Origin of the sequence: Pseudoalteromonas sp. CR1 (assembly GCF_019392235.1) — a bacterium.
GTDB lineage: Bacteria > Pseudomonadota > Gammaproteobacteria > Enterobacterales > Alteromonadaceae > Pseudoalteromonas.
Window position 1 is genome coordinate 109974 of record NZ_JAHXRM010000011.1, and the last position, 13907, is coordinate 123880.

The following is a 13907-nucleotide window of genomic DNA, read 5'->3' on the forward strand; positions in this document are numbered from 1 at the left end:
ATTAGCTTGAGTGTTTATCAATTATTAGCTATACATACTTGTATATCTATTAATGCCTTAGGTTAATCATGGACTCTCCAAAACGCTCAACACTCAAAAAACTTGCAGCTATAGGCTTAACTGCAGGAGCAATAACGCACGCTCCTTATGTATTTGCTCGTAATAAAACAACGATAAGAGTGCTAGGGACGCATGTAACATTACAAGATGCGATTCGTAAGCAAGCCATGAGTGATTTAGGCATTAATATTGAATTTACGCCCGCTGGCAGTGCCGCAGTTTTACAGAGAGCATCAATGGACCCTAGTTCATTTGATTTATACGAACAGTGGTCAAACAGTATTAATGTATTGTGGAACGCAGGCTCCATTCAGCCTATAGAAAAAAAACGCCTTACCTATTTTAACGAAATAAATAGCCTCACAAAAACAGGTAAGCTGTCAGAAAACGCCAATATTGGCGCCGGCGACGCCCCCTTTAAAATATTAAATGTACAACCTGATGGCACACTCAGTGAGCAAGAAAGCGACTTAATAAGCTTTTTACCCTACGTGCACAATGTAGACTCCTTTGGTTATAACACTAAATTTATTAAACCCGGAATTGCCTATGAAACTGAAAGTTGGGGATGGTTACTGGATGAGCAACACAGAGGAAAAGTAGGTATTGTAAATGCGCCTACTATTGGTTTATTTGACTTAGCGCTTGCTGCTAAAGCTAAAGGGCTTGTGAAAATTAACAATATAGGGGCAATGACTCGTATTGAATTGGATAACTTATTTAAGGTACTGCTTGAGCTCAAACGCCAAGGCCACTTTAGCGGTTATTGGAACTCAGTGCCTGAATCTGTTCAGTTTATGAAAGATGAACGCGTTCATATTGAAAGTATGTTTTCTCCTGCGGTATCTGCGCTAAATGGCCAAGGCATAAATGTGCGCTTTGCAGCACCTAAAGAAGGCTACAGAGGCTGGCATGGTGTAATGTGCTTGTCGTCACAAACCCATGATAGTGTAAAAGATGCATCTTACGATTATATGAATTGGTGGTTATCTGGATGGCCCGGTGCTTTTATTGCTCGTCAAGGTTATTACATAAGTAACCCACAACGCTCTAAACCACTACTTTCACAGGATGAATGGGACTATTGGTATGACGGCAAAACCGCAAACACTGATTTACTCGAGACAAATGGCAATATTGCAGTTAGAAAAGGCGAGCAAAGAAATGGCGGAAGCTATACTAAGCGCTTCAGTAACGTTGCAGTGTGGAATACCGTTATGCCAACCTACGACTACAGTTTACAAAAGTGGTATGAGTTAATAAGTCGATAATGCGTTCTATTAAATCAAAAATAATTGCGACCTTAGCGGTACTAGCTGGACTACTTCTTTTACAAAGTTATTTATTTAACCACTTACAAAAATCGTTAACCAGCCTGCAAAACATTCAAAACAATGCAATTAGTAAAAGTGAAGCTGTCGTAAAGCTAGAAAGAGATGTAATGGCCTTACAAAGTCATGCAGTTTCATTTATTGATGACGCTAATAAAAATAATATTGCAAAGTTTAAAACATATTTAGACCAAGCAAATAGTCATTTAGGGCAATTAACATTAAACACACTAGACAAAACCCCTGAATATAAAAATATGCTTACCCGCCTCAGCGAGCACCTAAAAAACTATGAAACTACATTTGAAAAAGTAGTTATTAACAGACAAAAGCGCGAGCAAATATACTCATCTGGATTTAAACAGCCCATTGAAGAGCTACAAAAAAAGGTAATGGCACTTGAGTCACTATCAAATGAAGATAAAAAAATTCTCTACAATGATATTTTACTAACCATTAGTAACCTTAAGCATGCAGCTGTCAGCTATCTTTATAAACCTAATTTTGATGAAGCTCAAAATGTGAAGCAAAATCTAGAGTTTTTGCACACAAAAATTAACCGTATGTCGGCTATTAATGACTCCTTGCTTGATAAAACAATTAATTTAAAAAAAACACATAACCAACTAATACTTCTAACTCGCAGTTATACGTACTCTGTAAATGTAGTGCTTACAGGGATCGAAAACGAACTTTTATACCTATCTAATAAAATTAAAAGCGCTGAAGAAGAAAAGCTAAACTTGGCTAAATTACAGTTTAATAGCGAATTGACAAAAAAAACTAAGCAAAGCAGCCTGTTTACCTTTTTAATTTTAATTATCCTTTTACTCCTTTGTTATTTTATTTTTACCTTTGTTATCAAGCCTATTTCACAGCTTACCCTGTTACTTAATAGTATGAATGAAGGTGAGCCGATTAAACTAAAAAATAAGCATGCAAAGCTAACCGAAATTGCATCTGTGTTAAAAGCAGCTAATACGCTTTATTTAAAAAGTGAGGAAACGAAGCAATTACTTGATGAAACACGCGCTTTAAATGTAAAAATGGCAGAAATGAATACGGACCTTACACGTGCAATAGAAGAAACAAACAGAGCAAATAAAAAAAAAATAGATTTTGTAGCCAATATGAGCCATGAACTTCGCACTCCTATGAACGGAATATTGGGTATGCTTCAACTCTTACAAAGTAGTGAAATGCCCGCTAAGCAGGAGCAATATGCTAAAAAAGCATTTTCTAGTGCGCAGAGCCTGCTGCAAGTTTTAAACAATATTTTAGACTTTTCAAAACTCGATTCTGATAACGTCAAACTTGAGAAAATTCCTTTTACACTTGATACGATCGTATCTAACGTTGAAGATTTATTTTCGATTAATGCACAACAAAAAGGACTAGCATTAAATTGTGTTGTGCATGCCGACAGACACTTGACTCTGTTGGGCGATCCTATACAGCTAAATCAAATAATTAATAATTGCATTGGTAATGCCATTAAGTTTACCGATAAGGGTGAGGTGTCATTAACCATAGAAGTCATTTTTCAAAAAGAAAACAAAGTACAGTTGCGCTTTAGCATTAGTGATACCGGAATTGGTATGACGCAAGCCCAATCTGATAGGGTGTTTGAATCATTTGCTCAAGGCGACTCAAGTACAACAAGAAAGTACGGAGGCACAGGGCTTGGCCTAACGATTAGCAAACAGTTAACCAAATTATTAGGTGGTGACATACAAGTAAAAAGCGAACTTGGCAAAGGAAGTGAGTTTTTATTTACTCTTCCATTCACCATTGCAGAACAGCAATTAATTAATGACACTGCTGGCAAAAACAACCCTTTACCTGCAAAGGTAGTCCTGCCAAAACTAACTGATTTTAAAGCACTTGTTGTGGACGATAACAAACTTAACCAAGAAATAACCTCTGCAATGCTAGGTAAATTTGACCTTAATACAACAATTGCAAACGATGGGCTAGACGCTATAGATAAAGTATCAGCTCAACACTTTGACATTGTATTTATGGATATACAAATGCCCCATATGGACGGCCTTGAAGCCACTAAACAACTAAGAGCTAAAGGATACAATATGCCTATTATTGCTTTAAGTGCTGCTGTAGAGCCCAGAGATAAAAAAGCAGCCGCTGATGCAGGTATGGATGACTTTTTGGCTAAACCCATTGTATTTGACGCGCTTTACGAAAGCTTAGATAACCACCTAAAAAGTAGAGATAATTTGCAAACAATAAATTTAGTAAAAGCAAAGCAAAACGTTGATAACAATGAAACCTTACTCATGACATTGCTTACTCGGTTTATAGATGGTAATAATGACTTTTCAGCGAAGGCTGATTTATTAATAAACAATAATGATGTTGCTACTTTAAAGCGAACGGTGCATACACTGAAGGGGTTAGCGGGTACATTAGGGCTAGAAAAGTTGCAAAAATGTGCATTAGAGACTGAAAAAGCACTACTTGAGGAAAACTCGCTTAATATAGATTTATTAAAAGAAAATTTGGCAGCAACGCTTTTTTCTATTAAAGAATTATTAGCGACACTCAATTTGGAAAAAATAGAGCCGAAACGACACAATCTCGAAGATGAGCTGGTAGTGATAAATGAGATTCACTCACTAGCATTAGCGTCTCGTCCTATCCCAAACTACCTAAAAAGGCATTTAGAAGCGAATAGCTATGATACTGAACACGCCTTATCAAAACTAATAGAGGCGATTAATAATTTCGACTATCCGTCTGTAATTTCGATTATTGAAACATATAAAGCAGACACAAAGCATTTATGATTGAGTGATTCAGAATTTAAATACTATGTAAAAAGGATTAATAGTGCATTTAACTTATTCCACCACAAATAAAAGTGAAGAAAAAGCGCAACGACAAAAACCTTTAATTCTAATTGTTGATGACGAACCAAGTAACTTACATGTTTTGGTAGAAGGACTTTCAACCGACTACGATGTTCGAATATCGATAAGTGGAGAACAAGCACTAACGTTTATTGAGTCTACCCGCCCAGATTTAATTTTACTCGACATAATGATGCCGGGAATGAATGGTTATGAAGTGTGCACCATAATAAAAGGGAAACCCAAAACAAAAAGCGTTCCGATCATATTTGTTACCGCACTGACAGAAGAAGAGTCAGAAGAAAAAGGCTTTGCTATGGGCGCCATAGACTATATTCACAAGCCTTATAAATTAGCCTTGGTCAGAGCTCGCATTCGTACACATATAACAGCACAAGGTATGCTAGACCGATTAATAGAGAAAAACTTTGACCTAAATGACAAGCTGCTTGAAATAGAATCTTTAGCGATGGAGCTCGATGTTAGAGAAAAAGAATTAAAACAACTATCATCTAAACATCAACTATTTTTTCACGCACTAACAAGTACAGCTGACGGTGTTGTGATAACCAACAGTGCAGGCAAAATAATCGCGGTTAACCCTTCATTTTGCCGCATCACGGGTTACGATGAAGATGACTCGTTAAATATGCACATTCACGATATCAAACAAAATAATCAGCCAAATGTAAACTTTGAACAAGTATGGCAACACGCAAGTGAAGCCGGCTACTGGAGTGGTGAGTTAGTTACCCGACGCAAAAGTGGTGAGTTATATCCTGAACTGCTAACGTTAAGCCTTGTAAAAAATGAACACGATACCAACGATCACTACATCGGTGTATTTAGCGATATATCAAGCCTAAAAGTGACTCAGGAGCGAATAGATTACTTAACTTGGCATGACGAATTAACCGCCCTACCTAATCGTAACAGCTTCTTAAAGCAGTTAGAGCAGCAATTACAAAACTGTTCCACTGACAAAAATTTTGCCTATATTTTTATTATCGATGTAGATGGGTTTCACTCGTTTAATGATGGAATGGGCCTGCTAGCCGGTGACCATGTCCTAAAAGAACTAACGAAGCGTATCCATGAAAATACTGATAATAGTGATATTATTGCCCGCTTGGGAAGCGATGCCTTTGCAACGTTGTCAGTCCTAGATAAAGGCATTGGCAGAGCTAGGGCTCAAATTATTGCAGAGAAAAAAGCACAAGAAATTCTTACATCCGTAAGACTACCTTTTTTTGTTGATTTGCAAGAGGTTAGCCTAACAGTAAGTATTGGTATGTATATATTCCCGCAACATGGGCAATGGGAAAGCGCTATTGAGACTATCAGAAACTGTGAAGCTGCCTGCTATAAAGCAAAAGAGAAAGGGGGTAACCGAGTTACATTTTTTGACACCTCATTTGGTGAACAAGCAAAAAGACGTTTCGAAATTGAGCAAGACCTACGTAAAGCAATCGCTTATAACGAGTTATCACTTCATTTACAGTCCCAATATGATAGTAATCAAATTTTAAAAGGAGCTGAGGTTTTACTTCGTTGGAAACACACAACGAAAGGCTTTATTAGCCCCAGTGAGTTTATTTCTATTGCAGAAGAGTCTGACGTTATTTATGACTTAGACTGCTGGGTATGTGAAAATGCTTTAAAAACATTAGTTAAGATTAATCAAACGCACCCTCACTTAAGTTTATCAATAAACATAAGTGGTCGACATTTCCATGAGCCACGCTTTTTAGCCTTTTTAGTTGAACAGCTAACAATTAATAATGTTATTGCGTCGCAACTCACTATAGAGATTATTGAAGGTACGCTACTAAATAATATGGACTCTGCTATTGAAGCTGTGCATAACCTCAAAAAATTGGGTGTAAAAGTATCAATTGATGATTTTGGAACTGGCTATTCAAGCCTCACATATTTAAAGCAATTACCGATTCAAGAACTTAAAATAGACCGTTCTTTTGTGCTCGAAGCGCCAACAAATAAAAATGATAAACTAATAATAGATATGATTGTGAGTTTGGGACGTTTATTTGAATTAGACGTTGTTGCAGAGGGTGTCGAAAACCAATCGCACTTCGATTTACTACAGGAATATCCGGAGGTGATACTGCAGGGTTATCATTTGCATAAACCTGAGCCAGTAAACGATTGGCTAGCTAAATTAAAATGATTTTTGTCATTAAAATAAAAAGCCGAGCTATGCTCGGCTTTTTGCTAAATTAATATAAAATTTATTCGCGAACTTGACCTTCGCCATTCACTAAATACTTTTCTGTAGTAAGTGATTCAAGTCCCATAGGACCGTACGCATGAAGCTTAGACGTTGCAATGCCAATTTCTGCGCCTAATCCTAACTGAGAACCATCAGAAAAACGAGATGATGCATTTACCATTACGACTGACGCATCTACGCTGCGTTGAAACAACTCAGCTGCGGCTTGGTTCTTAGTACAAATAACTTCTGTATGATTTGAGCCAAATTGAGCAATGTGCTCAACAGCAGCTGAAAATGTAGGCACTATGCGTATCGCAATCTCCAAATCAAGGTATTCTTCACCGAATTCATTGTCAGCCAACACCGTTGCATTATCAAAGTATTTAGCCGCAAAACTATCTGCGTTGATCTTTACACCTTCCTGACGAAGCACTACAGCACACAGGTTTAAGAATTCATCGGCGATATCTTCGTGTACAACCAAGCCTTCAAGTGCATTACATACACCCGTTCGTTGTGTTTTACCGTTAAGTAATAAATTAATCGCAACCTCTAAATCAGCATCTTTATCTACGTACAGGTGACAAACGCCCTTGTAATGCTGAATAACAGGAATCGTACTATTCTCGGTAACAAAGTTAATTAAACCTTCACCGCCGCGAGGAATGATTAAATCGATGCTATCACGTTGTTGCATTAACTCCATAAGAAGTCCACGATCGGGATCTGGAATAACTGAGATTAATGAAACAGGTAAGTTGTGCTTTTCAAGTACAGTGTGCATTACACTTGCAATAGCTTGTGAGCTTTTAAGTGCCTCTTTACCACCGCGTAAAATAACCCCATTACCCGATTTAAAGCACAAAGCACCGGCATCTGCTGTAACATTAGGGCGTGCTTCATAAATCATACAAACAACACCTAGCGGAACGCGCATTTTACGAATTTTTATACCATTAGGTCGTTCCGTAATTTCACGAAGTTGGCCCACTGGATCATCAAGGCTCACTATTACTTCGATACCTTCAGCCATCGATTCAATGCGTTCATCGTTCAGTGTTAAACGATCAACCATTGCCGCGGGTAGATTGTTGTCGCGAGCAGCGCTTAAGTCACTTTCGTTTTCTTGAATTATAAATGCTTTTTGCTCTCTTAATGCCGCAGCCATCTCTGTTAATACTTGATTTTTTGTCTCGGTGTCGAGTAAAGCAAGTGTGTTTGCAGCTTTAGCTGCTTGACGCGAAATATCCGTAATTAAACTCATGACTTCTCCAATAATGCGATATCTTTTTCTGAAATGACAGGACCAATAGAGTCCTGCATTTTTTCACTAAATTCACTTTGTTCGTTGTCCGCAATAAAATTCAACAAACAACTACTGTAATTTGCGGTCGCTTTAGCTAAACGCGTACCATCTTCACTTCTAACAAGTATGGTGTCACCAATTGCAAACTCACCATGTACTTCAACAATTTCATCACCGCGAATAATGCCTGTTTCACCTTCAATTGACTCATCAAACGATCCATCAACCACAACTTCACCCTGCTCATTTGCAGTATGTGTCATCCAGTGCACCGAGTCTTGCATTGGTTTTTCGTATGGTGAAAATATCGTGCCTGGATTGTCGCCCGCGAGTAAGCGATTAAATGTTTCTTCTTTAAAACCATTGATAATGTACGTTGCAATACCATGCGATGTTGCCTTTTCTGCAGCTTCAATCTTAGTCTTCATTCCGCCAGTACCTACAGAGCTTGTAGCACATCCTGCCATGGCATAAATAGACTCATCAATTGATTTTATTTCAGGTAATAAAACAGCATCGTCATGAAGATTCGGATTTTTATCGTATAAACCATCAACATCTGAAAAAATAAGTAAAGCGTCTGCATCGGCAGCAGCTGCCACCATTGCTGATAAATTATCGTTATCACCCACTTTTAGATCATCAGTTGTTACTGCATCATTTTCGTTAATAATTGGCAGTACACCATGTTCAAGCAAAGTAAATACGGTTTCACGAATGCTCTGATAGCGCTCACGGTCACGCAAATCACCATGAGTTAACAAAAGCTGGGCAGATGGAAAATCAAAGAAGCGGTCCCACATAGCAATCATTTCAGTTTGACCCGCTGCGGCCATTGCCTTTTTCAATACAACTGAACGAGGCTGGTCTGATGGAAATAGATGCGAGCCCGCTGCAACCGAACCTGATGAAACTAAAATTACTTCAATGCCGCGAGCACGACAACGAACAATAAACTGTGCGATAGTAAGTATGTAACGAGAACGACAGCCGTCTTGATCTGGTGCAATTAGTGCACTACCTACTTTTAATACAATGCGTCGCCAATTTAACTTTTGCATAAGTCTTCTACTTTCCATTTTATCTGTGCTCAGTGCTAATGAGCTAAACTAAATAGCTACCCGTAAATGCAGCTTCGAATTTGTGTTTTTCAGCAACACTTTTAAACGCACACAAGTAAGCCAAAATCTAAAAGTAATGTTTTAAATTTAAGCTCAGATATAAAAGAGCAGATACCTTGCAATGAAAGTAGTGCCCATAAGAAAGTTTAAAAAGTGTTGTTTATGCATCGCTGTAAAAAGCCTTGGTGGCTTTTCTATTAACAACATACATAGAGCCTCTAAAGTCTGGTACACCAACAGATAGGGTGAAGACTATAGGACCGAGATTTAACCGCCACGATGGGGATTAAACATTGAAAGATATCAATTCAACTCAAACTTTATATAGCTGAGATAAACCGTATCAAGTAATCGAATAAATTAAATTTTAGATGTTCAAATACTCAACTAGCTTCTAAATAACGATTATACCTAGCAAATATGACCGTAACATTAACGGTAAATTTATTTCCTAAATAATTTAATTAGATACCTAATTATTTGAACTCGAAGTATAATACGCCAAATAAGGGGGTAAGATCAAGGCTAAAATTCAGACGACCACATTATAAAACATTTAAAATTAGAGATTTTTAATTTTAAAACAATGAGATAGCAACGATTATTGATAATTTATAAAATATTTAGCTACGCTAACCATAATTAATACGTACTAATATTGTATAAGCGGCTAAAATTAATTAGCAATAGTTGATTTTCCCGTGTATACCCCTTTAATAACAATTAATAACGTTATACTTTAGATAAAATCATAATAAGGAATTCTTAATCTATGTCAGCAATTTACATAGCCGGTATCGCACTTTGCTCTGTGCTTGCCCAATGGGTGGCCTGGGCATTTAGAGTACCCGCTATTCTTTTTTTATTGCTCACTGGCCTCTTACTTGGGCCATTTAGTGGTGTTTTAGACCCTGATGCACTTTTAGGCGACTTACTTTTTCCAGTTGTGTCATTGAGTGTGGCTGTTATTTTATTTGAAGGTGCTCTTACTCTTCACTTTAGAGAGCTAAAAGGGATTAGTAAAGTAGTCAGAAACCTTTGCTCCATTGGTATGATTGCAACCTGTGTTGTTATTAGTTTAAGTGCTTATTGGTTACTTGAGCTCAATTGGCGAGTTGCTGCGGTGCTTGGCGCTGTTTTGGTTGTAACGGGCCCTACAGTAATAGCACCGTTATTAAATTCCATGCGCCCTACTCAAGACATAGACCGCATTTTACGCTGGGAAGGAATTGTTATTGACCCTATCGGGGCATTATTTGCTGTACTGGTTTTTGAAGCTGTCATGCTTGTTGGGCAAGGAGAGGTATTAAGCCATACTGTTATCGCCTTAGTTAAAACAGTGGGTGTTGGCTTAACAATAGGTGTTGTAGCTGGCTGGGTGACAACCCAATTAATGCGCCGTGAGTGGCTACCGTTTGAATTACATAAATTTGGTATTTTAGCACTGGTATTAATCAGTTTTTCTGTATCAAATTACTTAAGCCACGAGTCAGGCTTACTGGCAGTTACTGTGTTTGGCATTTGGCTTGCTAATCAAGACGACTTAGAAATAGATTCTGTTTTAGAGTTTAAAGAAGACTTGTCGATGATACTTATCTCAACATTGTTTATCTTACTCGCAGCCCGTCTACAGCTTTCCGATTTAATGATGTTAGACAGTGATGTATTTATATTTTTAGCAATTGTGTTATTCGTAGCACGCCCTTTATGTATTGCTATCTCAACGTTTGGCACAGACCTGCCAATTAAGTCTCGCTTAGTGCTCGCTTGGATTGCACCAAGGGGTATTGTAGCCGCAGCAGTTGGCTCGGTGTTTGCGCTGAGTATGATGGAAGCAGGTGTGGCCGATGCAGAAAAAATAGTCCCTCTTATATTTACCGTTATTATTATCACTGTGGTACTACAAAGCCTAACGGCTATACCTGTGGCTAAGCTACTCGGTGTGCGCCAACCATCGCCTAATACTATATTAATCATTGGGGCTAACCATGTGTCACGTGCAATAGGACGTGGTTTGAAAGAGCAAAATATTCCTGTACACCTTTCAGATCCAGCCTGGGAGAACTGCAAAATGGCGCGCATGGATGGCCTACCTTGCTACTACGGTAATCCACAATCAGAGCACGCTGAACGATACTTACCGCTCACCACTATTCGAAGTGTTTTAGCGCTTTCACCAAACCGTCACCATAATGCGTTAGGTGTGCAATACTTTTCTCATTTACTCAATGAAAAAAACGTGTTTTCGCTACGCTCATCGACAACACATGCTAAAGCCAACAAAGACAGTGCAACTTTTTTATCGCGTCAAATTTTATTTGGTGATGAAGGCTCATATGCTCGTTTAAGCAGCGTGATTGCTAAAGGCGGAAAAGTGAGTGCTACACGTATTTCAGATGAGTTTAGTTGGGAGCAATACCAAGAAATGAACCCTGAGGCTATTCCTTTGTTTATTCTTAAAGGGGATAAAGACAGCGATGACGATACACCAGCTAAAGTAACACCATTTACAATTAATATGGAAAAACCACCACAAGAAGGTGAGCGAATTGTTGCATTGCAACCACCAAAAATGTCGTTATTAAAAGACCCGCAGCCTAAAGACAAAGAACAAAGTTAAATAAAGTAATTTCCACAAAAAAAGCCCTAATTATGTTAGGGCTTTTGTTTTGTTAGATTTACAGTAACGCTTAATTAAGGTTTACTGCAGATTGCTATTACATAGGTAACCGTGCACGCTCTACGACACTATTTGGCATTTTTTGAGCCAGCTTTGTTAAGGCGCTTTCAATTTTCTTATGCGTTGCTTTATCTGCCACCATAGAATTAAATAACCAGCGGTACGCATCTTCAAAATCGCGTGGACTACCATAGCCATCATTAAACAACTTCACTAATCGTAGCTGCGCTTTTAAATTACCTTGCGCTGAAGCCTCGCGTAAATAGGTAATTGCCATTGCTTTATCTTGCTGCACTAACCTTCCAGTATCGTAATAGCGACCTAACTGCTCAAGCGCTGCCGCTAAACCTTGCTCAGCAGACTTTCTCATATAATACACACCTAGCTCTACGTTTCGCTCAACACACACGTTATAAGCAAGCATGTCGCCATATAAAAACTGATACGAAGGCAATGCCATTTTATTGGCTCGCGCTTCAATATCTTGAACTAGCTGGCAATCATCTGCCTTTACACGCTGCAAATGCACATTTTTATTTATAAGCGCGATAAGCTCTGACTCAGTGTATAACGGCACTGCGGCAGGCGATTCATCCGCTAACGTATTGGAAGATATAAATAAAGATACTGGCACTAACGATACAGCTAATACTGAATTTCTTAAAAATAGACGCATATTCACCACGTGCAAAAATAATCTTACCAAATAATATACAAAGATCGTTCCAAGGTGAATTTTAGACACAAAAAAAGCTGCATTAAGCAGCTTTTTTACATTTTAGGTTATTACGCAAATGGATTGCGAAGTACCATAGTTTCTACACGATCTGGACCGGTAGAAATAATATCAATTGGAACACCTGTGATTTCTTCAATACGTTTGATGTAATCAATTGCAGCTTTTGGTAAGCCTTCAAGTGAAGTTACACCTACGGTATTCTCAGACCAACCTGGCATTTCTTCATATACTGGTGTTACTTTCTCGTAACCTTCAGCAGCTAATGGTGTTACGTTTGTAACTGTACCATCTTCAAGCTGGTAGCCAGTACAGATTTTAAGTGTTTCTAAGCCATCTAAAACATCAAGCTTAGTTAAACAAAAACCCGAAATACTATTGATTTGAACCGCACGACGCATTGCTACAGCATCTAACCAACCAGTACGACGAAGTCGACCTGTTGTTGCGCCAAACTCATGGCCTTTATCACCTAAGTGCTTACCAACCGGATCTTGCTTATCAAGACCATCGTAAAGCTCTGTAGGGAAAGGACCTGAACCAACACGTGTTGTGTATGCTTTAATAATACCTAACACATAATCAAGGTTTAATGGACCAAAACCAGCACCAGTAGCAACGCCACCAGCTGTCGTGTTTGAAGAAGTTACGTAAGGGTAAGTACCATGATCAATATCAAGTAATGTACCTTGCGCACCTTCAAATAAAATGTGCTCACCTGCTAAACGTGTTTGGTCTAAAAGCTCAGTTACATCAACAACCATTGCTTTTAAGATATCTGCAACAGCCATTGCATCATCAAACGTTTTTTGGAAATCTACAGCATCTACTTTGTAGTAATTAACTAATGTGAAGTTATGATATTCAAGTACTTCTTTTAGTTTAGCTGCAAATAATTCTGGATTAAATAAGTCGCCTACGCGTAAACCACGACGTGCTACTTTATCTTCGTACGCAGGACCGATACCACGGCCAGTTGTACCAATTGGCTTATCGCCACGAGCAGTTTCACGGGCTACATCTAATGCTACATGGAAAGGCAAAATTAGCGGGCATGCTTCACTTATCAAAAGACGCTCGCGTACTGGTACGCCACGTTCTTCAAGCATGCCAATTTCTTTCATTAGCGCTTCTGGTGATAAAACAACACCATTACCAATCACACATTTAACATTGTCACGTAATACACCCGATGGAATAAGGTGTAGAACCGTCTTTTTACCTTCGATAACTAAAGTATGACCTGCATTGTGGCCACCTTGATAACGAACTACTAAAGATGCTTTGTCCGTAAGGAGGTCAACTACCTTACCCTTACCTTCGTCACCCCATTGGGTGCCTAATACAACAACGTTTTTACCCATTGTAAATTCACTTAGAGAAAATTAGGACGAGATTTTACCAGAAAACCCAAGTAAAGATCACCCCTGTTCAGCTTATTTTTTCTGCGAAGAATTATTAAATTAAAATATGAGTAGATAACCACATATATAACAGTGATTTAAAGTTCTAGATTGTATTTAACAAAAAGCCCCGCATGTGCGAGGCTTTATATTTTAAAAGTAAAAAA

At 38.3% G+C, this 13907-nt stretch carries 8 protein-coding genes; 4 read left to right on the forward strand and 4 right to left on the reverse strand.

Annotation, left to right across the window (positions count from 1 at the left end; genetic code table 11):
* Positions 1-68: 68 nt before the first annotated feature.
* Genes KZZ04_RS11440 through KZZ04_RS11450 form a run of 3 tightly spaced genes read left to right on the forward strand, consistent with a single transcriptional unit; the run spans position 69 to position 6449 of the window.
* Complete coding sequence (locus KZZ04_RS11440; protein ID WP_058403814.1) at positions 69-1331, forward strand: PotD/PotF family extracellular solute-binding protein; 1263 nt, start codon at positions 69-71, stop codon at positions 1329-1331.
* Positions 1331-4198, forward strand: coding sequence for an ATP-binding protein (locus KZZ04_RS11445; RefSeq protein ID WP_219422782.1), 2868 nt, complete (start codon positions 1331-1333; stop codon positions 4196-4198). The genes KZZ04_RS11440 and KZZ04_RS11445 overlap by 1 nt, the downstream gene beginning before the upstream one ends.
* A gap of 43 nt (positions 4199-4241) precedes the next feature.
* On the forward strand, positions 4242-6449 hold the full coding sequence (locus KZZ04_RS11450; RefSeq protein WP_219422783.1) for an EAL domain-containing protein: 2208 nt from the start codon (positions 4242-4244) through the stop codon (positions 6447-6449).
* A 61-nt stretch (positions 6450-6510) separates the two neighbouring features.
* Here the strand turns inward: KZZ04_RS11450 and KZZ04_RS11455 are convergent, their stop codons facing one another.
* Positions 6511-7758 carry a glutamate-5-semialdehyde dehydrogenase gene (locus KZZ04_RS11455; protein ID WP_219422784.1) on the reverse strand — a complete coding sequence of 416 codons (1248 nt, stop codon included), beginning with the start codon at positions 7756-7758 and terminating at the stop codon, positions 6511-6513.
* Positions 7755-8861, reverse strand: a complete 1107-nt coding sequence (proB, locus tag KZZ04_RS11460; RefSeq protein WP_058403834.1) for a glutamate 5-kinase — start codon at positions 8859-8861, stop codon at positions 7755-7757. Before proB ends, KZZ04_RS11455 begins: the two co-directional genes overlap by 4 nt.
* A gap of 832 nt (positions 8862-9693) precedes the next feature.
* On the opposite strand from proB, the gene KZZ04_RS11465 reads away from it, so the two are divergent.
* Complete coding sequence (locus tag KZZ04_RS11465; protein WP_058403818.1) at positions 9694-11541, forward strand: sodium:proton antiporter; 1848 nt, start codon at positions 9694-9696, stop codon at positions 11539-11541.
* 97 nt (positions 11542-11638) lie between these two features.
* Here the strand turns inward: KZZ04_RS11465 and KZZ04_RS11470 are convergent, their stop codons facing one another.
* Positions 11639-12277, reverse strand: a complete 639-nt coding sequence (locus tag KZZ04_RS11470) for a tetratricopeptide repeat protein (protein ID WP_058403819.1) — start codon at positions 12275-12277, stop codon at positions 11639-11641.
* A 110-nt stretch (positions 12278-12387) separates the two neighbouring features.
* Entirely contained in the window at positions 12388-13701 is a 1314-nt protein-coding gene (locus KZZ04_RS11475; protein WP_008128387.1) for an adenylosuccinate synthase, read from the reverse strand.
* Positions 13702-13907 lie beyond the last annotated feature (206 nt).